Here is a 24232-nt window from a genome sequence, read left to right as displayed (position 1 = left end):
CCGGTGACGGTTCCATGGGCGGGCGACTGCCAGACACCTGCACAGACAACAAAGGCCGCACCGGATTTCCGGTACGGCCTTCGTCTAAGGTCGGGCAATTACTGCCGTCCTTGATGAGGGTGAGCGACGGGGATTGAACCCGCGACCTCCTGGACCACAACCAGGCGCTCTGCCAACTGAGCTACGCCCACCACGTGCCCGGCCACGCCCACCGGCGGACCGGCTGGCTGAAAAGGCAACGACAAACAGCTTACCTGCTGTTCGGGGCCGGTTTTGCCACTTTTCCGATTTTCACTGAATTTTTCTCTGAAGGTGGCGCAGATTACTCCGGACAGCTACCCGGCGAGCTAGTTTGCCAGCGTCGCGGACGACGCTTCGGAGGAGGCCGCTTCCTTGCCCATGACCGTCCTGGCGATCCGCTGAGCGGTGGCGCTATCCGGTCCCGGCGCGGGGACAAAGACGGCCTCGCGGTAGTAGCGCAGTTCGTCGATGGAGTCCTGGATGTCGCCGAGCGCCCGGTGGCCGCCGAGCTTGGCGGGGGACTGGAAGTAGGCCCGCGCGTACCAGCGGCGGGAGAGCTCCTTGATGGTGCTCACATCAATGACCCGGTAGTGCAGGTGCTCCACAAGCTCCGGCATGTCGCGGACCAGAAAGACGCGGTCGGTTCCCACCGAGTTGCCGCCCAGCGGGGCCTTCCTGGGCTCCGGCACCCATTTCTTGATGTAGTCCAGGACGATTGTTTGGGCCTCCGCCATGGTCTTGCCGTGGGGGAGTTCCGCCAGCAGGCCGGAACGGGTGTGCATGTCCCGGACGAAGTCGCCCATCTGTGCCAGTGCGGCGTCGTCCGGCCTGATGACGACGTCGACGCCGTCGCCGAGGACATTGAGCTCGGAATCCGTCACCAGGGCGGCCACCTCGATGAGGGCGTCGTTCGTGGTGTCCAGGCCGGTCATTTCGCAGTCGATCCAGACGATGCGTTCATTAGATATAGGCACGCGCCCAGCCTACCGTTCCGTCGCCGCTGAACCGTCCGGTGTTAGGATTTCGGGTACGCGGCCGTCGAAACTTTTCGTCATCGCGGCGCGCCCGGGCCTGTTCCAGCGGTTGGCTGAGGGCGGACGTGAGCCCCACAACAGATTGGACGATCCTGAGATGACGGCGCCTGTGCCTGTGGCGGGGAAAACGGCCGCCGGTCCGTCCCGCACCGCCCAAACGGCAGCTGCAGCCGATGTGGACAACGCCCGTTCCCCGCTCCTGGCCGGTTTCATCGGATCCTTGTTCATGGCGATCGGTTCGCTCGGCGTGGGCTGGCTTGCGCCGGCCTCCGAGCTCCGCCGGGTGCCGCTGTTCATCTGGATGCGCACCGAAGCCCTCGGCGTCGCACTGTGCATTGTTCTCCTGGCCGTCGGCGGGATGCTGCTGGTCCGCGCGTGGCTGCGGCTCGGACAGCGCGTTCGCGTCTGGGGACCGGAAGCCCGCAAGGCAACGCTTCAGGCACTCGTCCTCTGGGGCCTTCCGCTGATGTTCTCCGTCCCGCTGTTCAGCCGGGACGTCTATGCCTACATCGGGCAGGGCCGCCTGATGGTGGAGGGCTTCAACCCCTACGAAAACGGCATCTCCGCGCTGTCCAACTACTTCCAGCTCGGCGCCGACAAGATGTGGACGGAGGCTCCCGTCCCGTACGGGCAGCTTTTCCTCTGGATCGAGCAGCTGGTGGTCTGGTCCACCAATGTGCACCCGGAAGCCAGCATTATGCTTTTCCGGCTGGCCGCGCTGGCCGGCATCGCGCTTTGCGTGATTTACGTGCCCCGGCTCGCCGAGCTCCATGGCGTCAACCCGCACCGCGCCCTGTGGCTGACCGCCGCCAACCCGCTCTTCCTCACCAACTTCATCGCCAGCGTCCACAACGACGCCCTGATGATCGGGCTGGCACTCGCAGGCCTGTACTACTGCGCGACCCGGCGCGTCATCCTCGGCATCGTGCTGGTGACGCTTTCCATCTCGGTCAAGCCCATTACCATCGTCTTCCTCCCGTTCATCGGCCTGCTCTGGGCCGGCAGGAACGCCGGCTGGCCCCGGAAGTTTGTGTTCTGGGGTCTCACGGCCGGCCTTAGCCTGGCGATCCTCTATGCCATGAGCCTGGTCAACGGATTCGGCTTCGGCTGGATCAACGGCCTGTCCGCCCCGGGCAGCATCTGGATCTGGTACGCCCCGATCGGCCTGCTCGGACTGGTCGTCGCTTCCCTCTTCAACGCCTTCGGACTCGATGGCTGGGGGATGGCCAAGTGGGTGTACGACGCCGGCAAGCTGCTGGCGCTCGGGATGGTCGCCTGGCAGATCTTCCGCGGCGATTACGACCGGCTCATGCGCCGCCTCACGCTGGCGTTCGCGGCGATCGTCGTCCTGGCCCCGATGATCCAGTCCTGGTACGTTGTCTGGCTCATTCCGCTCTTTGCCGTCACAGGCATCCGCGACGACTGGCAGGTCAAAGCGCTCTACTTCATCGTGTCCTTCTTTATGGTGTACGCCATCTCGGACCAGCTGGAAGTCTTCCCTTACCTGCAGACCGCTGACCTCGGACTGGCCCTCGCCCTGGCACGGAACGCCGCGGCTATCATTGCCCTGCTCTTTGCCCTCTACCTGATCTTCCTCGACCCGAAGACGAAGCTCCTGTTCAGCAAGGCGGAGGAACCGGTCACCACGCGGCCGGTGATCTGATCATTCCGGAGCGCTTCCCTGCGGGAGAACGGGCCGTGGTCCGCACCGCTGGGAGAAGTCCAGGACCCAGCCCGGATCCGTGGCGGAGTAATCACGCAATGACCAGCGGTTCGCCTTCCGGATGAAGGTGCGCCTGCGGCAGCGCGCACAGCGGGTGCGAAACGCTGTTTGCGGCCATGGGCCAACGCTGGCCACCAGGCAACTCTTAGCCACGGGTGACTTCAGCCGCGGTGCGGGCCGGGCCTACAGTTGAGGCCATGTCGATGATCAAGAGTCCAGCCGAGATTGCCCTGATGCGCGAGGCCGGCCGGGTGGTGGCGAACACGCTGGCGAAGGTCAGGGAGTCGGCCGCCGTCGGGGTCTCGCTGAAGGAACTTGACGAGCTGGCCGCGGCGACCATCGCCGGCGCCGGAGCCACGCCGGCCTTCCTGGGCTACACGCCGCGCTGGGCCTCCGTTCCGTTCCCCGGTGTGATCTGCACGAGCGTGAACGATGCCGTGGTGCACGGTATCCCCAACGACTACCGGCTCCGGGACGGCGACCTGCTCAGCGTGGACTGCGGCGCGTTCCTCGAAGGCTGGTGCGGGGACGCGGCCATCAGCTTCATCGTGGGAACGGCGGACCCCGTGGACCAGGCCCTGATCGACGCCACCGATGCCGCGCTGGCCCGTGGCGTTGAGTCCGCCCGGACGGGGAACAAGATGGGGGATCTGGGCTACTCGATCGGCGGGGCGTCTCGCAGCGCCGGCTACGGCCTGCTGGCGGACCACGGCGGTCACGGGATCGGCAGGACCATGCACGCCGAGCCGCACGTTCCCAATGACGGCAGGCCCGGCCGGGGCATCAAGCTGACCGCAGGGCTGGTCATTGCCATCGAGCCGATGCTGATCCTGGGCGGCAAGGAGGACTACTTCCACGACGACGACGAATGGACCCTCCGCTCGGCAAACGGCCGCCGCGCTGCCCACAGCGAGCACACTGTGGCCATCACGGCGGACGGGCCGGTTATTCTGACGCTGCCGTAGGGGCAGGCCGGAAGGCTTACCCCGCGGAGCTATGACGGGCTGCCAGCCGCGGAGGGCGATCGCGCCGGGAGCCGGCGCGCCGCCGTCGAACTTTATGGCAGTGATGGTTCCCGCGGAACCGCTCGTCAGCCCAGCGATGTTTACGGGCCCAGGGAGAGGGTGTCGGGTCAGCGTCGTCCGGTTGCCCGGACCCGCTGGCGGTGGGCCGCGATCCGGAGCTGGATGATGCGGGCGGCGCCGGCGATGGCGACGAGCACCCCGCCGCCGACGGCCGCGATGAAGAGGGCGATGCCGAGCGGGACGGCACCCTGCAGGCCAAAGAACTTCACCTGGACGTAATCCTGGTTCTGCAGGATGAACGCGATGAGCAGTATCAGGACCACGAGGGCGCTGGCCACAGCGGCCCAGACCATTCCCGCGCGGGTGACCTGGCGTGGCTCCGGTCCGGGGCCGGCTGCGGGCTCCGCCTTGTCTGCGGCGGGGCGCGGCGCCTCTACCGCTGCCGGTTCCGTGTCGGGGACCGCCTCTACGCCGCTGCGGGTCGCGGCGGTCGAGTCATCCCCGGCATATCCGGACAGGGCGTCAGGGGTTCCGGGTTGCCGGGCAGCGGCCGGGTCTGTCGGCTCGAATCCGCTAGGGGTTTGGGTCATGGCGGCCATACCTTTCCGTTGGGGGCAGAACGCACCGGCACTCCCGGGTAGCCCTGCCTTTCCGCTCAATCGTAGGCGTGCCGATAGCGGAAATGGGTGAGCGGGAGGACGGCGCGCTGCGGCCCCGCGGGGGTTCCCTTCACCGTCCTTGAAAAATGACGGTTGACGGCCAACTTACACCGGCGCCCCCATCGACGCTCTGGAAACCCGGAAACCCGGATGCCCCGATGCCGCCACCGTTGCCCCGAGGCCCGCCGTGGTCATCGTTGACAACGCCGTCTGCGGGGACGGACGCCGCACCGCGGATCCGGCGCCGCTGGTCGCGATTCTACGGTCTCTGATGATTGAGCCGCCGGACCGCAATAACGGCCCGGGACCGCAGGACCAGGTCCAGGGTGTTCTGGGCCACGTGCTGCGGCTGAGTGAACGGATCACGGTCTTCCGAGCCCTGCTGCAGAATGCGCTGGCGGTAAACCCGGCGCTCGCTGAGCAGCGGCAGAAGGACGAAATGCGGCTGGTGACCGAGCCCGGCTATGCCCGCAACCCGCAGAAACCGGATTCACATCAAACACCCCGGCAGAACGGTGGATCAAGGCTTAGGGCTGATGGTGGGCGCGGGCCTGGCTCTTCTGGGCCTTCAGGCACAACAAGTTCATCCGACCGGCCGGTGCGCGGCGTCATTTCCGTGGGGATCCGCGGCCCTGGCCTGCGGAAGGTTCCGGCAGGCCAGAGCCGCGTTCTGGTGCCCCAGGAGGGAATCGAACCCCCGACCGGCGGATTAGAAGGCCGCTGCTCTATCCCCTGAGCTACTGGGGCACTTTCGGCGTGCCGTCCGGCTGCTGCCGGGGGTCGCCTCCAAAAGTTTACCGTGCGTTGCGTGCCCCCGTGATCCGAGCGTCGGTGTGCCGCAGGACGGGCTGCACCGTCTGCTCCTCAACAGGTATCTCCGGCCCAGGTTTTCCACATACCGCATCTCTTCTCTCGCCGTCGGCTGGATCCGGTATGAAGCTTGAATTGCCTGCTAGGGCGGATCAATTTCGAGACAGGACATGAGAATGAGTGACAACATCACGGTCCGTGGCTTTGTTGCCTCGGAGATTAAGAGTTCGACGACGCCCGGCGGTGTGGGGACAGCGTCCTTCCGCCTGGGGTCAACCGAGCGACGATATGACAGGGCCTCCAGTTCCTGGGTTGACGGGAACACGAACTGGTTCACGGTCCAGGGCTACCGGCAACTGGCGGGAAACATCGGCTGCAGCATCAAGAAGGGCCAGCGCGTCATCGTCGTCGGCCGGCTGAAAATGCGGAGTTGGGAGAAGGACGGCAGGATCTACCACGTGGCCGAAATCGACGCCGAGTCCGTCGGCCACGACCTCATGTGGGGTTCCGCCAACTTCATTCGCACGGCCGGCATTGGCACTGTGGCCAGCGGCGGGCAGCCTGCGGACGCTCCCTCCGGGTCGGACGGCGGCCAGGGCGGGCAGCAGGCCCCCGGGGGTGAAGGCAACGAGGGCGATACCCCCGCTCCCGTTTTCGTCGAAGACGACAACGGCGAGTTGGAGGAGCTAGACGAGGCAACCGGAGAGCTGAAAGGGGTCGCTGCCTGACCCGGAGCGGCTGTGCTGCCGTCGTTCGCCTGGGTGCCGGGCCCGGACAAGACAGCCGGCGCCGTGGCCGGATGCCGGATGCCGGGTACCGGGTACAGCGCGGACCCGGACCGCAGTGACCGAAGCCGGTTTCTCCCCGGACGCAGAGGAAGTCACCGCGAGCCGGACGCCCACTGGCCTGGCCGCCGACGCCGCTAAAGCCGCGTTCAGGCGGACGGGAACCGCATCAATGCCCATGTCCGCCAAGGCAGCGTCAGTGCTGTCATCCTCCCGGTGCGGAACGACGGCGGGTGCCCCGTGGGCTCAACGGGGACCCGCTGAATGTGAGTTATCCCGGTTGAGCCACTAGGTTTATAGGCATGGCGGAATTTATTTACACAATGACCAAGGCCCGCAAGGCTGTTGGCGAAAAACTTATCCTCGACGACGTGAGCATGTCCTTCTTCCCGGGGGCCAAGATCGGTGTTGTCGGCCCCAATGGTGCCGGTAAGTCCACCATTCTCAAGATCATGGCCGGATTGGACACTCCCTCAAACGGCGAGGCCAGGCTCAGCCCCGGCTACACGGTGGGCATCCTGCTGCAGGAACCGCCGCTGAACGAGGAGAAGACGGTCCTGGGCAATGTCCAGGAAGGCGTCGGCGAGATCATCGGCAAGATCCAGCGCTTCAACGAGATCTCCGAGGAGATGGCCAGCCCCGACGCTGACTACGATGTCCTCCTTGAGGAAATGGGTCAGCTGCAGGAAGCGATCGACACTGCCGATGCCTGGGATCTTGACTCCCAGCTCGAGCAGGCCATGGACGCCCTCCGCTGCCCGCCGCCGGAAGCCGACGTCACGCTGCTGTCCGGTGGTGAGCGCCGCCGCGTCGCCCTCTGCAAGCTCCTGCTCCAGAAGCCGGACCTGCTGCTCCTCGATGAGCCCACCAACCACCTCGACGCCGAGAGCGTGCTCTGGCTCGAGCAGCACCTTTCCGCCTACCCCGGCGCCGTTCTCGCCGTGACCCACGACCGGTACTTCCTGGACCACGTTGCCGAGTGGATCGCCGAAGTGGACCGCGGCCACCTGTACCCGTACGAGGGTAACTACTCCACTTACCTCGAGAAGAAGCGAGCCCGCCTGGAAGTCCAGGGCAAGAAGGACGCCAAGCAGGCCAAGCGCCTCACCGAAGAACTCGAGTGGGTCCGTTCCAACGCCAAGGGCCGCCAGACCAAGTCCAAGGCCCGTCTGGCCCGGTACGAGGAAATGGCTGCCGAAGCGGACCGCACCCGCAAGCTGGACTTCGAAGAGATCCAGATCCCGCCGGGACCGCGCCTGGGTGGCCTGGTGCTGGAGGCGAAGAACCTCCAGAAGGGCTTCGAGGACCGCACCCTGATCGATGGGCTGTCGTTCACGCTGCCCCGTAACGGCATCGTTGGCGTCATCGGCCCCAACGGCGTCGGCAAGACCACCTTGTTCAAGACCATCGTCGGGCTGGAGCCCCTCGACGGCGGCGAGCTGAAGATCGGCGATTCCGTCAAGATCTCCTACGCGGACCAGAGCCGCGGCGGCATCGACCCGAACAAGACTCTCTGGGAGGTTGTCTCCGACGGCCTCGACTACATCCAGGTCGGCCACGTCGAAATGCCGTCCCGCGCCTACGTCGCCGCCTTCGGCTTCAAGGGCCCGGACCAGCAGAAGAAGGCCGGGGTGCTCTCCGGTGGTGAGCGCAACCGCCTGAACCTGGCTCTGACCCTGAAACAGGGCGGCAACCTGCTTCTCCTCGATGAGCCCACTAACGACCTCGACGTCGAGACGCTCAGCAGCCTTGAAAACGCCCTGCTCGAATTCCCGGGCTGCGCCGTCGTGGTCTCGCACGACAGGTGGTTCCTGGACCGGGTGTCCACGCACATCCTGGCCTACGAGGGCGACGAGGAGAACCCCTCCAAGTGGTACTGGTTCGAGGGCAACTTCGAGTCCTACGAGGAAAACAAGATTGAGCGTCTGGGCCCGGATGCGGCAAAGCCGCACCGTGTCACCCACCGCCGCCTCACCCGCGACTGATACAGCCGCCAACACAGCGACTAAAACGGCAGCCAAAACCGCGAGGCTCTGTGGGCCAGGCGGCGATAGAAAAGGCCGGCTCCCCCGCGGGGGAGCCGGCCTCTTCCATGTCAAGGTGGTGGGTCAACGCGGCAGGCGTGTCAGCCGCGCCCGGCCTTCCGCAGCCGGTGCTGCAACACCTTGGTCTGCACGGCGCCCCTGACTTTGTTCTTCAGGTCGGTGGGGACCCTGATCATACCCTCCTGCGCCACCGTGGCCACGTGCCGGCCGTCGCGGCTGAAGATTTTGCCCGTCGCAAGTCCGCGCGCGCCCTGGGCACTGGGGGACTCCTGGACATACAGCAGCCACTCGTCCACGCGCACCGGGCGGTGCCACCACATCGCGTGGTCCAGGCTCGCCACGGACATTCCCGGGGTAATCCAGCTCATGCCGTGCTGGCGGAGGATGGACTCCAGGATTGTGTAGTCGCTGGCGTAGGCCAGAGCCGCGCGGTGCAGTTCAGGGTCATCCGGCATCGGCCCGAAGGTCTTCATCCAGACGGCGTTGCGCGGCTCCTTGTCTCCCTCGGCCGAGACGTAAAGGGCCGGATCGACGTGCCGGATATCGAAAGGCCGCTCATAGGCCCAGTGCCGGGCCACCGGATGGTCATACTTGCCGAGCAAATCCGCGGTGCTCGGCAGCGACTCCGGCCCGGGGATCCCGGCGGGCATCTCGGACTGGTGCTCGATGCCCTCGTCCTCGTCCTGGAAGGACGCGATCATGGACAGGATGGGCACGCCCTCCTGGTAGGCATGGACCCGCCGCGCGGAAAAGGACCGCCCGTCGCGCAGCCGCTGCACACCGAAAGTGATGGGCTTGTTGGCGTCCCCCGGGCGCAGGAAATAGCCATGCATGGAGTGCACGCCGCGCCCCTCGGCGACGGTGCGGCTGCCGGCGATGAGGGACTGTGCCAGCACCTGGCCGCCAAAAACCCGGTGCCTGGGCTGCTGCTGCGAAGGTCCCATGAAGATGTCCTCATCCGTCCGGGCACCCTCAAGTTCGCCGAGGTTCAGGAGTTGGAGGAGCGAGGAGGTGGGGTCCTGCGTGGGCGGGCCCGGCAATCCGGCTTCGGGTTCAGTCATGGTTCGACTCTAGACGTCCCTGTGACACTGCTCAAAAAAGGCGGCGCCGCCCCAAGGAGGCACAGCCGGTAGAGTCGATATTGTGTCCGACGTCCTAACCCAGCCCCTGCAATTCACCGATCCCCGCGATCTCGCCGATCTGCGCACCTTTGCCACGCGCGCCAAATCCATCGACGACGGCGCCATCCGGCTCCAGGCATCCGGCGGCGTGCTCGCGGCCTACGTATGCGTGTTGCGGCCCCGGCTGCTGGGGGAGTCCACCCCCACCATTCTCGGGCTGCGGACCATGGCGCTGGCCCGGCCTGCCGACGCTGACGTGACCGTGCCGCTCGCCGCGGTGCTGGACCGGCTGGCGCGGGCGGGGGAGCACGACGTCGAGCTGCCGCTGCCGCCGGTGGCCGTCACCGAATCCTGGGCGGGGGTGGGCGCTCCCCGGACAGGCTGGGCGCTCGTAGGCGGGCTGCAGGATTCCGCGCTGCGGCTGGCCGCCGAGGCCGGCATCACCGAGGTCGCCGCAATCATGCCGGACAAGCCAGGTGCACTGATCGTCAACAATGCCCGCGCCAGCGTCTGGGGCAGGGAACTGCCGGGCGCCGAGGGACTTCCGCTGGGCGCCGCCTTCGCTGCTCTGACCCTGGGTTTCCTCGCCGATGGCGAACAAAAGCTCTACCGGGCAGGGCGCTGGTTCCGGCTGAGCGGGGCCCGCGGGCACGTGCTGGCCCGCTCCGGCTCCGGCCTCTGAGTGCAGCGGCGTCCGGGCCGAACGGCAGCTGACCTCACAGGGCCGGATCAGGCCCCGGAGGGGCTGTTCACCATGGAGAGGGCAGCCCGCTCCATGTAGTCCCACAAGGTTCCCTCGTGCAGCGGCGGGAGCTCCAGGTCATCCACCGCGGTGCGCATATGGTGCAGCCAGCGCTCCTTGGCCTCCGGAGTGACCCGGAACGGCTGGTGGCGCATCCGCAGCCGCGGATGCCCGCGCTCCTCACCGTACGTCGTCGGGCCGCCCCAGTACTGCTCCAGGAACATCAGGAAGCGCCGCTTCGCAGGCTCGAGGTCTTCTTCCGGATACATCGGCCGCAGCAGCGGATCCGTCGCGACGCCGTCGTAGAACACGTCCACGAGCTTGACGAACGTCTCGTGGCCGCCCACGGCGTCGTAGAAGTTGTCTGTGTAGCCGGGCTGGTTGAACGGATCGTTCTGCAGCAGCTGCCGGGGCTGCCGGGGTTCGCCGGCGCTGGGAGTCGTCATTGCCTTATTCTCCGGCCTTCTGCCGGGGTGCCCCGGCGTCCCGGGCTTCCCGGGCCTCCCGGGTTTCCTCGGTGTCCTCGACGGAGTCGGTGCCCGCCTGGTCGGGAGCGGGAGGGACGTAGGTGCCCTGGGAGCGGTTGCCCACGCGCAGGATTTCGCCGTTGCGCAGGTACCAGATGGTGCCGTCCTCGGCCCGGACCCGGGTGATCCGCAGGTTCATGGACTCCACTGTGCCCACCACCTCGGAGGTCTCGATGATGTCGCCGATCCCGTACTGGTCCTCGATGGTGATGAAGAGGCCGGCCAGGAAGTCCCGGATCAGCTGCTGGGCGCCGAAGCCGATGGCGATACCGAGGATTCCCACGCTGGTCAGCAGCGGGGCAATGTTCACATTCAGGTTGCTCAACACGTACATGATGGTGAGGACGGCCACCAGGACCCCGACCACGCTGTTGAGCAGTGCGCCGATGGTGTTGGCCCGCTGGACCCGGCGTTCGTGGTCGAGGGCACGCAGCGCGGGCGCCACCCAGCGGAAGTGCGGTTTCTTGAAGAACGTGGTTCCGGCGGCGACGCGCTTGGTAATTCCGGCGATCACGAAGGACGCCACCAGCCAGACGGTGACGCCGACCCCAATGCTGATGAGGACTCCGGGCAGGTTGATGGCCGACATATCCGGCGGCGTGATCGGTGCGGTGGTGGTCATGCGGTACATCGGCGGGGGTGCTCCTTGCTGCTGCTGCGTGCTGCTGCCGGCCGGCAGCGTTCGGCGGGGCGTGCGGTTGTGCGGCCGGCGTTCGCCGGCGGCATAACACTCTGTTCTCCTTCAACACTAGCGCCGTAGCGTGGCCCCATGCGCATTCTGGTTCTGGGCGGTACGGCCTTCCTGTCTGCAGAAATTGCCCGGCAGGCACTGGCCGCCGGCCACCACGTCACCTGCCTGGCGCGGGGGACCGTGTCCCCACCGCCGGACGGCGCGGCCTGGCTGCCGGCGGACCGCTCGCACGGCCCGGCCGCCTATGCCGCCGCTGCCGCTGCCGCTGCCGGCGGGTGGGACGCCGTTGTCGACGTCGCCTGCGATCCCGGACAGGCGCGTGAGGCGCTCGAAGCCCTGGCCGGTGCCGCCGGGCACTGGACCTTCGTTTCGAGCTGTTCCGTGTACGCGGACCATTCCGTGGCCGGAGCGGGGGAGGACGCTGCCGTGCTGGAGCCGCTCGCGGCCGGCACGGAACCCGGCGCCGGAAACTATGGCGAGGCCAAGTCCGCGATCGAACGGTGGACCAGGGAGCTGGCCGGGGACAAGGCCCATCTCTGCCGGGCGGGGCTGATCGGTGGCCCGGGGGACGGCTCGGACCGCTACGGATACTGGCCGGCGCGCTTTGCCCGGGACTCGGAGCCCGTGTTGGTCCCGGACATCCCGACGGACGCAACCCAGATTATCGACGTCCGCGACCTCGCCGCCTGGGTCCTCACCGCGGCAGCAAACGCAGTCACCGGGGCTTTGAACGCCGTCGGTGAGCCGGTGCCTTTTGCCGCCTATCTCGAAGAGTCCCGGCAGGTCGCCGACGGGGGAGCCGACGTCGTGGCCGCCCCCGAGGGCTGGCTGGCCGCGCACGGGGCAAACTATTGGGCCGGCCCGGATTCGCTGCCGCTCTGGCTGCCGCCGGGGCACGAGGGCTTCGCCGCCCGCAGCAACGCCGCCGCCCGGGCCGCCGGACTGCAGACCCGCCCCTGGATGGATACGCTGCGGGACACCCTGGCGGATGAGCGTCGCCGCGGACTCGGAAGGGAACGCAGGGCCGGGATGAGCCCGGAGACGGAGCGGAGGATCCTGGCCGGGTACAGGGCGGAGTTCGGCTAAGCCACTCAGCCCTGCAGGTGCTCCACCACCGCGGTGGGCCGGTGCAGGACGGGAAAGTTGACGCTGCGGGCGATGAAGCAGACCTTGTTCGCCTCGGAGTGCAGCTGCTCCATGAGTTCTTCCGCAACCGGAGCGGCCACCGTCACCCGGGGCTTGAGCGTGGCCGATTCGAACTGGCCGCTGCCGTCCCGGTTGGTCCGCATCAGGGCCTCGGCCCGGTCCTCGTACGCCGTAACCACCACGCCGTGTTTCACCGCGACGTGCAGGAAAGACAGCATGTGGCACTGGGACAGAGCGGCCAGAAGCAGCTGCTCCGGGTTGTAGCGGGTCCGGTCGCCGTGGAAGGTCGGGTCCGCTGAACCCTGCAGCGCGGGCAGCCCCGGGATCTCGACGTCGTGGTCGCGTGAATAGCCACGGTACGATGCCGTCCCCTCGCCGAGGTTCCCGGTCCAGCGGACAGTCAGGGCGTAGCGGTGCTCATCAAGGCTCATGGGTCCAGCCTAGAACGAAGGAACCCCGGCGCCACAAAGGTTTGCCGGGGTTCCAGGGTTCCGAGGACGGCTTAGCCGACGTCGGCCTGGCGGGCGCGCAGGGCGCGTGCCACGCCGTCGCGGTTTTCCAGCATCATCCGGCGCAGCGCGGCGCCGTCCGCCGGCAGTGCGGCGAGGAACGCATCCGTGCGGTCCACGGTTGCCTGCGCGGTCAGCTGTGCCGGGTAGAGCCCGACGACGATCTGCTGCGCGAGCGCGTGGGTGCGGTCCCTGACGATGCCAGGGACGGCTTCGAAGTATTTCTCGGCGTAGGGTGCCAGCAGCGACGTGTCCAGCACGCGGGTGAAGCCGGTCACCGCCGAGCCCTGGAGCGCGTTGGACAGCTCGCCCGTCACCACGATCGATTCCCAGGCCACGGCCTTGGCCTCGGCGGTGGGGACGGCTGCCGTGGCGAGGGCGGCCGCGTTCTGCCCGGTGGCCGTATTGTCCGTCGCCAGCTCGGCGTTGATCCGGTCCTGGCTGGCCCGGCCGCCGACGACGAGGGACGCGATTAGTTCCCAGCGAAGGTCCTGGTCCACCGTGAGGCCTTCGAGCGTCAGGGTGCCATCCAGCAGCCCGGCGACGGTGTCCAGCTGCCCGGCGCTGCGGGCCAGCAGGGCGTAGGACTTCACAAACTGCAGCTGCGCGTCGGAACCGGCCGGGACGCCCGAGGCGAGCTCCCAGAGCCGGTCGGCGGCGGCCACGGCGGTGGCTTCCTTGTGCTCCGCGGCGACGTAAAAGTTCAGCGTGGTAGCGAGCTGGCGGAGCTGGACCAGGATCACGGAGGAATCGGATTCCTCCGCAATGTTGGCGAGAATCAAATCCACGTAGCCGCGGGCCGGAGTTTCGCCGTCACGCGCCGCGTCCCAGGCCGAACCCCACACCAGGGTGCGGGGGAGGCTCTGGCTGAAGTCCTTCAGATGCGACGTGGCGGTCGCGAGGGACTTCGGGTCGAGGCGGACCTTGGCGTAGGCGAGGTCGTCGTCGTTGAGTAGGATCAGGTCGGGCCGGGCCAGACCGGCCAGCGCCGGAACTTCGGTGCGCCCGCCGTCGACGTCGAGCTCCTCGCGGTGCACACGCTCCAGCTTCCCTGCTGCGGTGACGTTGTAGAAGCCGACGGCGAGGCGGTGCGGCCGAAGGGTGGGCTGGGCCTCGGTGGCCGACTGCAGGATCGCGAAGGACGAAATCGTGCCGTCCCCGGCCACGGTCAGCTCGGGCTTGAGCGTGTTGACGCCCGCGGTCTCCAGCCAGAGGCGGCCCCACTGGTCCAGGTCGCGGCCACTGGCCGTTTCCAGTTCGGCCATCAGATCGCTGAGCTCGGTGTTCTGCCAGGCGTGCTTGCGGAAATACTGGCGGACGCCGGCCATGAACTCCTCTGGACCCACCCAGGCCACCAGCTGGCGCAGCACCGAGGCGCCCTTGGCGTAGGTGATGCCGTCGAAGTTCACCTCGACGTCCTGCAAATCGTTGATCTCGGCGAAGATCGGGTGCGTCGTGGGCAGCTGGTCCTGGCGGTAGGCCCAGGACTTCTCCACGGAGGCGAAGGTGGTCCAGGCGTGGTCGAACGTCGTGTTCTCGACGGCGGCCAGGTGGGACATGTACTCGGCGAAGGACTCGTTGAGCCAGAGGTCGTTCCACCAGCGCATGGTGACGAGGTCCCCGAACCACATGTGGGCGAGCTCGTGCAGCACGGTGATGGCGCGGCGTTCCACCTGGGCGTCCGTGACCTTGCTGCGGAAGATGTAGCCCTCCAGGATCGTGACGGCCCCGGCGTTCTCCATGGCCCCGGCGTTGAACTCCGGCACGAAAAGCTGGTCGTACTTTTCAAACGGGTAGGGGCAGCCGAACTGCGCCTCGTAGAACTCGAAGCCCTGGCGGGTGAGTTCGAAGATGTTGTCCGCATCCAGGTGCTGCATAAGGGACTTGCGGGCAAAGATACCCAGCGGGGTGACCTTGCCGTTGGCGGAGGTCACCTCGCTGCGGACCGACTGGTACGGCCCGGCGATCAGGGCGGTGACATAAGAGGAGAGCCGCGGCGTCGGCGGGAATTCCCAGACGGAGCGGGCGCCGCCGTCCGTACCGGGGATGGTCGGCACCGGCACGGGCGTGGGGGAGTTGGAGACGAGATCCCAGTGCGAGGGTGCTGTCACAGTGAAGGTGAAGCTGGCCTTGAGGTCGGGCTGTTCGAAGACGGCGAACACCCGCCGGGAATCCGGCACCTCGAACTGGGTGTACAGGTAGACCTCGTTGTCCACCGGATCCACGAAGCGGTGCAGGCCCTCACCGGTATTCATGTAGGGCGCTTCCGCCACCACCAGCAGATCGTTCACGGCTTCCAGGTTCCGGAGCTGGATGCGGACGCCGTCGGAGACCTCCGCCGGGTCCAGTTCGCGTCCGTTCAGGGTCACGCTGTGCACCGCATGCGTCACGGCATCGATGAAAGTCGAGGACCCCGGCGTCGCCGTGAATTTGACGGCAGTGGTGGAAGCGAAGACTTTCTCGCCGCGGGTCAGGTCGAGGCTGACCTCGTAGCACTCGACGGCGATCAGTGCGGCGCGCTCGCGTGCTTCGGCGCGGGTCAGGTTCATACCGGGCAAGGGTGTGCCTCCAGATAGTGAGAGCGGTAACGTGAAATCATTCTTTCACGTCAGCGGCGCTTGGCAAGTTGCGTGCATCACATCATCTCCCGCCGCGGCGGGAGTAGCGTGGAGGATATGGGAACGTTCCGTAACTCCGTCGACGCCAGGGCGCTGCGCTTCGCCGTGGGATTCCCTCTGATGCTGGCAACCGCCTTCGTGGTCTGCGCCTTCCTGATCCGTTCCGATCTGCCCGATCCGCTGGCCGTCCGGTGGGACGGGGCCGGCGCGGCGGGCTTCGCGCCCTTCGAGGCCGTGGTGAGCGCTGGGGCGGCCATGATCGTGCTGATTGGCTGGGCCGTGCTGGTGCAGGCGGTGCCGCTGTCGCGCCCGGCGGTGATGCGACGGATCATGATGGGCGCCGGCCTGACGATGAGCCTCTTCATCACCACCGTTCTCGCCGCCGTCCTCGTCGGCCAGGTAGGCCTGGAAAACGCCAGGGAATCCCGGGTGGACGCCGCAGTGCTGGCGCTGGGCAGCGGCGCGGCGCTGGGCCTGGGTTTTGTTATGGGCTTCGTGTTCAAGGCTGACGAGCGCTGGTCCACGGACGATGACCGCGCTTTGCAGGTGGCTCTGCAACGTGAACTCGACCCCGATCTGGCCAGGGACTCCGTGAGCCTCTGGGTCCATGCCCGCAGCTCCGTCTTCGTGATGCTCGGGATCGCCACCCTGCTTCCGGCCGCCCTCCTGACCATCGCCGTGCCCTGGCTGGCCGCCGTCCTGGCCGGAACGGCCCTGGGTGCGGCCGCGTTTCTGTTCGCCCGGATCCGGGTGGACCGCAGCGGCCTGAAGGTCTTCGCCGCGGGTTTCGTGCGGGTCATGGACGTGCCCGCCGCCGCCATCGACTCGGCGACGCCGAAAGAGGTCAAGGCCGCCGACTATGGCGGCTGGGGATACCGGAGCCATGGCACCACGACGGCGCTGCTCGTCAGCAGCGGTCCCGCCGTCGTCGTCGACCGCTCCGACGGACGAAAGCTGACGGTAAGCGGCGGCAGCGCCACGACGGCGGACAACGTCGCGCAGGCGCTGTCCCGGGTGGCGGCCCGGGCGCGACGCAACGGCGGCACTCCGGAGTCGTAACCCCGGCGACCCGGCACTAGTAGGCTTGGAGCCAGCCCTCACGACCAGCCCCGGCAGTTCACCGGTGCCCAACTGAACGGATCCGCCGTGACCCCCACTGATCTCCCGCGCGTGCACATCGCCACGGACCACGCCGGCATGGAACTCAGCGCCCACCTCGTGAGGCACCTCAGCGCCAAGGGCTACGACGTGGTCGACCATGGCCCCAGGGCCTACGACGCCCTGGATGACTATCCCTCCTTCTGCCTCAACGCCGCGCTCGCCGTCGTGGCCGACCAGGAGGCCGGGACCCCCGCCCTGGGCGTCGTGCTCGGTGGCTCCGGCAACGGCGAGCAGATTGCCGCGAACAAGGTCAAAGGCGTCCGTGCCGCGCTGGCCTGGAACCTGTCCACCGCGAAGCTGGCCCGCGACCACAACGACGCCAACGTGGTCGCCGTCGGCGGCCGGCAGCACAGCGTCGAGGAGGCCACCGCCATCATCGAAGCCTTCCTCGCCGAGCCCTTCAGCAACGACGAGCGCCACGTCCGCCGGATCACCAAGATTGCCGTGTACGAGCGCACCGGCGAGGTCATCGAGTAGTGCCGGAGGGGCATTCCGTCCACCGGCTGGCCCGCCAGTTCGGAGACGTCTTCGTGGGGGCGCAACTCGCGGTCACCAGTCCGCAGGGCAGGTTCGTGCACGGCGCGGCGCTGCTGGACGGCCACGTCCTGACCGGATCCACCGCGCACGGGAAACACCTCTTCCTCGAGTTCGCGCACGGACTGCTGCTGCACGTCCATCTGGGCCTCTACGGCGCCTGGAACTTCGGCGGCGACGCCGGCTTCCGCGGCGCCTCCAGCATCGGCGCGCCCCGCAAAGTGGGGGAGCGCGAAGTCTACGACGGCGACGGCGGCGGTTCGGGTGCGGATCGGGATGCTGCCTCTGGCTCCGGTCCTGACGGCTACGCCGGTCCGCCGCCTCCGGTAGGCGCCGTCCGGGTCCGGCTGGCCAGCGGGCACGGCTGGGCCGATCTTCGGGGTGCCACGACGTGCGCGGCGGTCACCGGGGCGGAAGCGGCGGCCGTTGTGGCCCGGCTCGGCCCCGACCCGCTGCGTAATCTGCCCGGCGACCGGGATGCCTTTGTCGCCCGGGTCCGGACCAGGCAGACGCCGCTGGCAGCACTGCTGATGGACCAGAAGCTGGTGGCCGGCATCGGGAATGTCTACCGCGCCGAACTGTTGTTTCGGCAGCGCCTTGACCCCTGGCTGCCGGGAACGGCGCTACCGGCAAAGGCGGCGCGGCTGCTGTGGGATGATGCCGTCGCCATCATGTCCGACGGCGTCCGGGACGGCCGTATCATCACCACGCCGCCGCGGTACTGGAGCGGGCCCGACGGCGGCCAGCGAGGCGGCGGCCAGTCGGGCGGCGGTGGATCAGCCAGCGGCCGGTTGGGCGGCGGTGGATCAGCCATCATGCTGCCGGTCCCCGACGAGTCACACTTCGTGTACCGAAGGCAGGGCCAGGATTGCCGCGACTGCGGCACCGCGGTGGCACTGACCGACCTGGGGGCCAGGAAACTCTACTGGTGCCCGTCCTGCCAGGCTCCCTGATCCGACACACGGTCCCAACCGCATCGATTGCTCCGCAACTGCCGTTTTGACCCGCCAGAAGGGCAGTTATGGAGCAATCGATGCGGTTGGGCACTAAAAAAGCCCCTCCGGAGAGGGGCTCGATACGGCTGGAGGGGACGACGGGAATCGAACCCGCGTCATCAGTTTGGAAAACTGAGGCTTTACCATTAAGCTACGTCCCCGGGAATCCGCTGGAATGTCAGCAAAAGTTCCGGACGGCTGTTCAAGCCGGATACAACTAAACCCAATTCAGGGCCCCGGTGTCAAATGTGCAAATCGACGCAGTATGGCCGTAGACTGTTCTGTGCACTTACGGGGTGTAGCTCAGCTTGGCTAGAGCACCTGCTTTGGGAGCAGGAAGTCGCAGGTTCAAATCCTGTCACCCCGACTCTGCAGCACCGCCAGAACGTGGCAAGGCAGAACCCCACCCCCTAAAAACCAGGAGTACCTAGACTGTGAAGAGCGCTGTCGAGAACCTCACCCCCACGCGGGTCAAGCTCAATGTTGAGGTCCCCTTTGAGGAATTGAAGCCCAGCATCGCAGAGGCATACAAGACTGTTGCTTCGCAGATCCAGGTCCCCGGTTTCCGCAAGGGCAAGGTCCCCGCCAAGCTCATTGACCAGCGCGTTGGCCGCGGCTATGTGCTGGAAACCGCAATCAACGACGGCCTCAACGGCTGGTACCAGGCAGCTGTCCAGGAAACCGGAATCCGTCCGCTGAGCCGCCCCGAGGTTGAAATCACCGAGGTTCCGGACCCGACGTCCACCGACGGCGAGCTCAAGTTCCACGCCGAGGTAGACATCCGCCCCGAGATCGAGCTGCCCGACTACGCCGGCATCAAGGTTGAGGTTGCCGCCGCAGAGTCCACCGACGGCGACGTCGACAAGGCCCTGGACGAGCTCCGCGGCCGCTTCGGCACGCTGAAGTCGGTGGACCGCCCGGCAGCTGACAAGGACTTCCTGACGATCGACATCGCCGCCACCATCGACGGCGCCGACGTCGATTCCGCCTCCGGCCTGTCCTACCAGGTCGGTGCCGGCACCATGCTCGAAGGCCTCGACGAAGCCATCACCGGCCTCAGCGCCGACGAAGACGCGATCTTCGACACCATCCTCGTCGGCGGCGAGCATGCCGGTGAATCCGCCCAGGTCAAGGTAGTGGTCAAGTCCGTCAAGGAACGCGAACTGCCCGACGCCGACGACGACTTCGCCCAGCTGGCGTCCGAGTTCGACACCCTGGCCGAACTGCGCGAGGACCTCGCCAAGCAGGCCGCCGAGTCCAAGATTGTCGAGCAGGGCGTCGAAGCCCGCGACAAGGTCCTCGACAAGCTCATTGAGCTCGTTGAGGTCCCCGTCCCGGCCTCCGTCGTCGAAGAGCAAATCGAGACACACTTCAACGCCGAGAACTCCCACGGTGACGGCGAGCACGACACCGAGGAGCACCGCGCCGAGGTCAGGGCCAACACCGAGCGGGCCTTCCAGAACGAGGTCATCCTCGACGCCATCGCTGAAAAAGAAGAAGTCAGTGTCAGCCAGAACGAGCTGATCGACTACATCGTCACCGCCGCCAGCGAGTACGGCATGGACCCCAACCAGTTCGCCCAGATCATCGATCAAAGCGGCCAGGTCCCCATGATGGTTTCCGAGGTGCGCCGCCGCAAGGCACTGGCCGTCGTCCTGGGCCAGGCCGAGGTCACCGACACCGAGGGCAACAAGATCGACCTGAGCGACTTCGTCCGCCCCGGCGGCGACGAGGCACCGGTTGAGGCCGATCCCGAGGAAGCAACGGCCGGGGAGGCAGCATCCGAGGAATCAGCAGCCGCCGGTGCCACGAACGATGACCCGGCGGCAGTGAAGTTCTAATGCCACCGGCGTCCACCTAGCTACCGCAGCCAGGTACGTTGGCAGCCCCCGGATCGTTGATCCGGGGGCTGCCGCATTTAAGCCCTGCGCTTCATGCCTCCGGAACTCCGCGGGACGCGCCCCGGCAATCGTGCGCCGTCAGCGAACAGCCCTGCGGCTGAGCACAAACGGGGTGGGAAAACCGTTAGTGTCCATGTAGGAAAGTTCAGTGATGTCGTCCAATGATGTCACCGTCGCCAGCGAGAGGTAAGTACATATGTCACAGCAAGCAGGGGCACCCCGGATGGCTACTGTCGATCCGGCAGCCCAGGATAACTACATTTACAACCGCCTGCTGAAAGAACGCATCATCTGGCTCGGCTCCGAGGTCCGCGACGAGAACGCTAACGCGATCTGCTCGCAGCTGCTGTTGCTTTCGGCGGAGAATCCTGAGAAGGATATCTACCTCTACATCAACTCACCGGGCGGCTCCGTCACCGCCGGCATGGCGATCTATGACACCATGCAGTTCATCCCGAACGACGTCGTCACCGTGGCCACCGGCCTCGCCGCCTCGATGGGGCAGTTCCTGCTCTCCTCCGGTACCAAGGGCAAGCGCTACGCCACCCCCAACGCCCGCATCCTCATGCACCAGCCCTCCGGCGGCATCGGCGGAACGGCTTCGGACATCAAGATCCAGGCCGAACTGATCCTGCACATGAAGAAGGTCATGGCCGAGCTGACCGCCAGCCAGACCGGGCAGACGGTGGACACCATCCTCAAGGACAACGACCGCGACAAGTGGTTTACGGCGAAAGATGCCCTCGAGTACGGCTTCTTCGACAAGATCGCGGCACACGCTGGATCCGTGGCTGGCGGCGGTGGAACCAACGCCGGTGGCGACGGTCCCGGCATGGGCAGCGGCACCGAGAACTGACCGGCATGCAGACAGCAATGAATTCAGGAGCAATGAACATGAACTACAACTTCGGTTCGACTGCCGGCAACCTGCCGAGCAGCCGCTACGTGCTGCCGCAGTTCGAAGAGCGCACGCCATACGGCTTCAAGCGCCAGGACCCGTACACCAAGCTGTTCGAGGACCGCATCATCTTCCTCGGCGTCCAGGTTGACGACGCCTCGGCTGATGATGTCATGGCCCAGCTGCTGGTGCTCGAATCCACCGACCCGGACCGCGACATCACCCTGTACATCAACTCCCCGGGCGGATCCTTCACCGCCATGACCGCGATCTACGACACCATGACGTACATCCGGCCGGAGATCCAGACCGTCTGCCTCGGCCAGGCCGCCAGCGCCGCTGCTGTGCTCCTCGCAGCCGGCACCCCGGGCAAGCGGCTCGCCCTGCCGAACGCCCGCGTCCTGATCCACCAGCCCTCGCTGTCCGGCGGGCAGGGTGGCCAGGCCTCAGACCTGGAGATTCAGGCCGCCGAGGTCATGCGGATGCGTGCCTGGCTCGAAGATACGCTGGCCAAGCACTCCGGCCGGACGCCGGAGCAGGTCAACAACGACATCGAACGTGACAAGATCCTCACCGCCGCCGAGGCCATGCAGTATGGCCTGATTGACCAGGTCCTGGATTCCCGCAAGATGAAGCCCCAGGCGATCACCAAGTAGGGATTCGCTGTTCCGCCGGGAGGCGTTCGATTCACAGCGCCGGTGCGGCCCACCTCAAAAAGGCCGCACCGGCGTCGGGGTTTCCACCCAACAGGGGAGAAGTGACCTAGAGTGGAACCTGTCACGGGGAACTTTCGGGATGATCCGTGATGTCTCAACGGGTGCACCGCTACGCAGTTGTTAATTTCACAGGTTGCTGATAACACCGGCAGCTGGTCACAGCGTGCAGCAAGATACAAAGGGGTTCACATATGGCTCGGATTGGCGAGAGCACGGATCTGCTGAAGTGTTCTTTCTGCGGAAAGAGCCAGAAGCAGGTTCGGAAGCTCATTGCCGGGCCCGGCGTCTACATCTGCGACGAGTGCATTGAACTCTGTAACGAGATCATTGAAGAAGAGCTCGCCGAAGTAGCAGACCTGGGCAGTTTCGACCTGCCCAAGCCCCGCGAGATCTTTGACTTCCTGCAGGAATACGTGATTGGCCAGGAGCCCGCCAAGCGCTCTCTCGCCGTCGCGGTTTACAACCACTACAAACGTATCCAGGCCGGCCACGCCCCCAAGAGCGGCAGTCTCGCCGAGGGCGTACACCACGACGACGTCGAGATCGCCAAGTCGAACATCCTCCTGATCGGCCCCACGGGCTGCGGCAAGACCTACCTGGCCCAGACCCTGGCCCGGCGCCTCAACGTCCCCTTCGCCGTCGCCGATGCCACCGCGCTGACTGAGGCCGGCTACGTGGGGGAGGACGTCGAGAACATCCTCCTCAAGCTCATTCAGGCCGCCGACTACGACGTCAAAAAAGCCGAACAAGGCATCATCTACATCGACGAGATCGACAAGATCTCCCGCAAGAGCGAGAACCCCTCCATCACCCGGGACGTTTCGGGTGAGGGTGTGCAACAGGCGCTGCTGAAAATCCTTGAGGGCACAGTCGCCTCGGTTCCGCCGCAGGGCGGTCGCAAGCACCCGCACCAGGAATTCATCCAGATCGACACCACCAACGTGCTGTTCATCGTGGCCGGCGCCTTTGCCGGCCTCGAGGAGATCATCGGTTCGCGCTCCGGGCGCAAGGGCATCGGCTTCGGTGCCCCGCTCATCGAGGTCAAAAACAACACGGATTCCTACGGCGAGGTCATGCCGGAGGACTTACTGAAGTTCGGGCTCATTCCTGAATTTATCGGCCGCCTCCCGGTCATCACCACGGTCTCCAACCTTGACCGCTCGGCACTGATCCAGATCCTGTCGACGCCCAAAAACGCCCTCGTGAAGCAATACCAGAAGATGTTCCTGCTCGACGGCGTGGAGCTGATCTTCGAGGACGAGGCGCTCAACACGATTGCAGACCAGGCCCTTGAGCGCGGAACCGGCGCCCGCGGACTGCGCGCCATCATGGAGGAAGTCCTGCTTCCGGTGATGTTCGACCTGCCCAGCAGGGACGACATCGCCAGCGTTGTGATCACGGAGGACGTCGTCTCAAAGAAGGCCGAGCCCACCATGATCCCGCACGACGTCAAGCGGCGTAAGTCCGCCTGATCTGGAATAAATCCGCTGCCCGGGCCGCTAACAGTAAGTGATTGCGCCCATGTATATAGGCGGCACAGCGCCAGCGGCGCTGCCTTAGTAACACTGCCATAGTGACGCTGCCTTAGTGACGCTGCCTTAGTGACGCTGCCTTAGTGACGCTGCCTTAGTGACGCTGCGCCACGCCCCCTGACTTTCCTGAGGAGATCATCCGTGTCTGAGACCACCAGCAACAAAGCCGAATTCTGGTTTGACCCGATGTGCCCCTTCGCCTGGGTGACCTCCCGCTGGATCGGCGAGGTCGAAGTTGTCCGCGACATCAGCACCGAATGGCACGTCATGAGCCTTGCCATGCTGAATGAAGGCCGCGAGGAACTCCCGGCGGAGTACAAGGCCTTCCTGACCAGCGCCTGGGCACCCGTGCGCGTCATCGTCGCCGCGGCGCAACAGCACGGCACCAAATACATCAAGCCGCTCTACGACGCCATGGGCACCAAGATCCACAATGAGGGCAACGGCGACATCGCCGAAGTCATCGCCAAGTCGCTCGCCGAGGTGGGCCTGCCGGCGGAGCTCGCGGCCGCAGGCCAGGGCACGGAAAACGACGCCACGCTGCGCACCAGCCACGAGGCCGGCATCGCACTGGTGGGCCAGGACGTGGGCACTCCGGTGGTGGCGTTCAACGGCATTGCGTTCTTCGGCCCCGTGCTGACCCGCATCCCGCGCGGCGAAGAGGCAGGACGCCTCTGGGATGCGGCCGTGACGCTGGCATCCTTCCCATACTTCTTTGAAATCAAGCGCAGCCGCACCGAAAGCCCGGTCTTCGTTTAGTCTCTGGGGGACGCCAACTGGCGCCAACAGACGGTGCCCAGGGGCCCCGGAAGAACTACTTTGATGTAGTTCTTGCGGGGCTCTTGTGTATCTGGAATTGCGGGAGAACAATAGAGCTTACCCACTTCGCAGGAAGTGGGACGCAGGAACCGAAGATTCAGTGACACAAATCCGACGCAGCCTTCGGCAAAGTCAGATGGTGGCTACCAGTGACGAGGTAGGAAGACCTGAAGATCAGAGGATCCCGCCAGATTGTCTGAGACGTCACGGGACAGTCGAA

At 66.3% G+C, this 24232-nt stretch carries 23 protein-coding genes and 4 tRNA genes; 16 read left to right on the top strand and 11 right to left on the bottom strand.

Translation table 11 applies throughout. The features are described 5' to 3' along the window. Positions 1 to 118: 118 nt before the first annotated feature. Both RCH07_RS04470 and orn read right to left on the bottom strand, forming a co-directional pair. Positions 119 to 191, bottom strand: a tRNA-His gene (locus tag RCH07_RS04470). A gap of 156 nt (positions 192 to 347) precedes the next feature. Further along, a complete protein-coding gene (orn, locus tag RCH07_RS04465) occupies positions 348 to 995 on the bottom strand; it encodes an oligoribonuclease (protein WP_326966264.1) in 648 nt (215 codons plus the stop codon). Between the two features lie 157 nt (positions 996 to 1152). Here orn and mptB point away from each other — a divergent pair, with 157 nt between their 5' ends. Beyond that, entirely contained in the window at positions 1153 to 2718 is a 1566-nt protein-coding gene (mptB, locus tag RCH07_RS04460; protein WP_326966263.1) for a polyprenol phosphomannose-dependent alpha 1,6 mannosyltransferase MptB, read from the top strand. Here mptB and RCH07_RS04455 read toward each other — a convergent pair whose 3' ends face one another. Further along, a complete protein-coding gene (locus tag RCH07_RS04455) occupies positions 2719 to 2913 on the bottom strand; it encodes a DNA alkylation repair protein (protein WP_326966262.1) in 195 nt (64 codons plus the stop codon). Positions 2914 to 2975: 62 nt separating this feature from the next. Here RCH07_RS04455 and map point away from each other — a divergent pair, with 62 nt between their 5' ends. After that, on the top strand, positions 2976 to 3743 hold the full coding sequence (gene map, locus RCH07_RS04450; protein WP_326966261.1) for a type I methionyl aminopeptidase: 768 nt from the start codon (positions 2976 to 2978) through the stop codon (positions 3741 to 3743). A gap of 167 nt (positions 3744 to 3910) precedes the next feature. Here map and RCH07_RS04445 read toward each other — a convergent pair whose 3' ends face one another. Together RCH07_RS04445 and RCH07_RS04440 are read right to left on the bottom strand one after the other, a co-directional pair. Then, on the bottom strand, positions 3911 to 4393 hold the full coding sequence (locus tag RCH07_RS04445) for a LapA family protein (protein WP_326966260.1): 483 nt from the start codon (positions 4391 to 4393) through the stop codon (positions 3911 to 3913). A 740-nt stretch (positions 4394 to 5133) separates the two neighbouring features. Next, positions 5134 to 5209, bottom strand: a tRNA-Arg gene (locus tag RCH07_RS04440). A gap of 239 nt (positions 5210 to 5448) precedes the next feature. Here RCH07_RS04440 and RCH07_RS04435 point away from each other — a divergent pair. From RCH07_RS04435 to ettA, 3 genes are read left to right on the top strand one after another with little or no spacing between them, the layout of a single operon-like run. Next, positions 5449 to 6000 carry a single-stranded DNA-binding protein gene (locus RCH07_RS04435; protein ID WP_326966259.1) on the top strand — a complete coding sequence of 184 codons (552 nt, stop codon included), beginning with the start codon at positions 5449 to 5451 and terminating at the stop codon, positions 5998 to 6000. After that, a complete protein-coding gene (locus tag RCH07_RS19255) occupies positions 5993 to 6349 on the top strand; it encodes a DUF6993 domain-containing protein (protein ID WP_442784770.1) in 357 nt (118 codons plus the stop codon). The genes RCH07_RS04435 and RCH07_RS19255 overlap by 8 nt, the downstream gene beginning before the upstream one ends. A 10-nt stretch (positions 6350 to 6359) precedes the next feature. Then, positions 6360 to 8042, top strand: coding sequence for an energy-dependent translational throttle protein EttA (gene ettA, locus RCH07_RS04430; protein WP_326966258.1), 1683 nt, complete (start codon positions 6360 to 6362; stop codon positions 8040 to 8042). A 140-nt stretch (positions 8043 to 8182) separates the two neighbouring features. Here ettA and RCH07_RS04425 read toward each other — a convergent pair whose 3' ends face one another. Next, positions 8183 to 9163 carry an acyl-CoA thioesterase gene (locus tag RCH07_RS04425; RefSeq protein ID WP_326966257.1) on the bottom strand — a complete coding sequence of 327 codons (981 nt, stop codon included), beginning with the start codon at positions 9161 to 9163 and terminating at the stop codon, positions 8183 to 8185. An 82-nt stretch (positions 9164 to 9245) separates the two neighbouring features. On the opposite strand from RCH07_RS04425, the gene RCH07_RS04420 reads away from it, so the two are divergent. Further along, positions 9246 to 9905, top strand: coding sequence for a hypothetical protein (locus RCH07_RS04420; RefSeq protein WP_326966256.1), 660 nt, complete (start codon positions 9246 to 9248; stop codon positions 9903 to 9905). Between the two features lie 47 nt (positions 9906 to 9952). Here the strand turns inward: RCH07_RS04420 and RCH07_RS04415 are convergent, their stop codons facing one another. Next, complete coding sequence (locus RCH07_RS04415; RefSeq protein ID WP_326966255.1) at positions 9953 to 10411, bottom strand: globin; 459 nt, start codon at positions 10409 to 10411, stop codon at positions 9953 to 9955. A gap of 4 nt (positions 10412 to 10415) precedes the next feature. After that, positions 10416 to 11114 (bottom strand): mechanosensitive ion channel family protein, encoded by a 699-nt coding sequence (locus tag RCH07_RS04410; RefSeq protein ID WP_326966279.1) that lies wholly within the window; start codon positions 11112 to 11114, stop codon positions 10416 to 10418. Positions 11115 to 11261: 147 nt separating this feature from the next. Between RCH07_RS04410 and RCH07_RS04405 the strand changes: the two genes are divergently transcribed. After that, on the top strand, positions 11262 to 12269 hold the full coding sequence (locus RCH07_RS04405) for an NAD-dependent epimerase/dehydratase family protein (RefSeq protein ID WP_326966254.1): 1008 nt from the start codon (positions 11262 to 11264) through the stop codon (positions 12267 to 12269). 5 nt (positions 12270 to 12274) lie between these two features. On the opposite strand, the gene RCH07_RS04400 is transcribed toward RCH07_RS04405, so the two are convergent. Together RCH07_RS04400 and pepN are read right to left on the bottom strand one after the other, a co-directional pair. Next, entirely contained in the window at positions 12275 to 12760 is a 486-nt protein-coding gene (locus RCH07_RS04400; RefSeq protein ID WP_326966253.1) for an OsmC family protein, read from the bottom strand. Positions 12761 to 12831: 71 nt separating this feature from the next. After that, positions 12832 to 15387 carry an aminopeptidase N gene (pepN, locus tag RCH07_RS04395; RefSeq protein ID WP_326966252.1) on the bottom strand — a complete coding sequence of 852 codons (2556 nt, stop codon included), beginning with the start codon at positions 15385 to 15387 and terminating at the stop codon, positions 12832 to 12834. Positions 15388 to 15513: 126 nt separating this feature from the next. On the opposite strand from pepN, the gene RCH07_RS04390 reads away from it, so the two are divergent. From RCH07_RS04390 to RCH07_RS04380, 3 genes are all read left to right on the top strand, one after another. Further along, positions 15514 to 16515, top strand: a complete 1002-nt coding sequence (locus tag RCH07_RS04390) for a hypothetical protein (RefSeq protein ID WP_326966251.1) — start codon at positions 15514 to 15516, stop codon at positions 16513 to 16515. A gap of 87 nt (positions 16516 to 16602) precedes the next feature. Further along, entirely contained in the window at positions 16603 to 17094 is a 492-nt protein-coding gene (locus RCH07_RS04385) for a ribose-5-phosphate isomerase (RefSeq protein ID WP_326966250.1), read from the top strand. After that, on the top strand, positions 17094 to 18104 hold the full coding sequence (locus RCH07_RS04380; protein WP_326966249.1) for an Fpg/Nei family DNA glycosylase: 1011 nt from the start codon (positions 17094 to 17096) through the stop codon (positions 18102 to 18104). The genes RCH07_RS04385 and RCH07_RS04380 overlap by 1 nt, the downstream gene beginning before the upstream one ends. Positions 18105 to 18233: 129 nt before the next feature. Here RCH07_RS04380 and RCH07_RS04375 read toward each other — a convergent pair. After that, positions 18234 to 18307 (bottom strand) — tRNA-Gly (locus tag RCH07_RS04375). Positions 18308 to 18438: 131 nt separating this feature from the next. Between RCH07_RS04375 and RCH07_RS04370 the strand changes: the two genes are divergently transcribed. From RCH07_RS04370 to RCH07_RS04345, 6 genes are all read left to right on the top strand, one after another. Further along, positions 18439 to 18513 (top strand) — tRNA-Pro (locus RCH07_RS04370). A 67-nt stretch (positions 18514 to 18580) separates the two neighbouring features. Then, positions 18581 to 19987: a trigger factor gene (gene tig / locus RCH07_RS04365; RefSeq protein ID WP_326966248.1), complete on the top strand. Its 1407-nt coding sequence runs from the start codon at positions 18581 to 18583 to the stop codon at positions 19985 to 19987. Positions 19988 to 20270: 283 nt separating this feature from the next. Then, positions 20271 to 20903 carry an ATP-dependent Clp protease proteolytic subunit gene (locus tag RCH07_RS04360; RefSeq protein ID WP_326966247.1) on the top strand — a complete coding sequence of 211 codons (633 nt, stop codon included), beginning with the start codon at positions 20271 to 20273 and terminating at the stop codon, positions 20901 to 20903. A 38-nt stretch (positions 20904 to 20941) separates the two neighbouring features. Beyond that, positions 20942 to 21601, top strand: coding sequence for an ATP-dependent Clp protease proteolytic subunit (locus RCH07_RS04355; RefSeq protein ID WP_282380489.1), 660 nt, complete (start codon positions 20942 to 20944; stop codon positions 21599 to 21601). A gap of 251 nt (positions 21602 to 21852) precedes the next feature. Then, a complete protein-coding gene (clpX, locus tag RCH07_RS04350) occupies positions 21853 to 23133 on the top strand; it encodes an ATP-dependent Clp protease ATP-binding subunit ClpX (protein ID WP_326966246.1) in 1281 nt (426 codons plus the stop codon). Between the two features lie 201 nt (positions 23134 to 23334). Continuing rightward, positions 23335 to 23952 carry a mycothiol-dependent nitroreductase Rv2466c family protein gene (locus RCH07_RS04345; RefSeq protein WP_326966245.1) on the top strand — a complete coding sequence of 206 codons (618 nt, stop codon included), beginning with the start codon at positions 23335 to 23337 and terminating at the stop codon, positions 23950 to 23952. The last annotated feature ends 280 nt before the right edge of the window (positions 23953 to 24232 follow it).

Source organism: Arthrobacter sp. CG_A4 (assembly GCF_035985125.1).
Taxonomy (GTDB): Bacteria; Actinomycetota; Actinomycetes; order Actinomycetales; family Micrococcaceae; genus Arthrobacter.
Note: the sequence above shows the minus strand (reverse complement) of the source record. Positions and strands in the feature narration are given on the sequence as shown.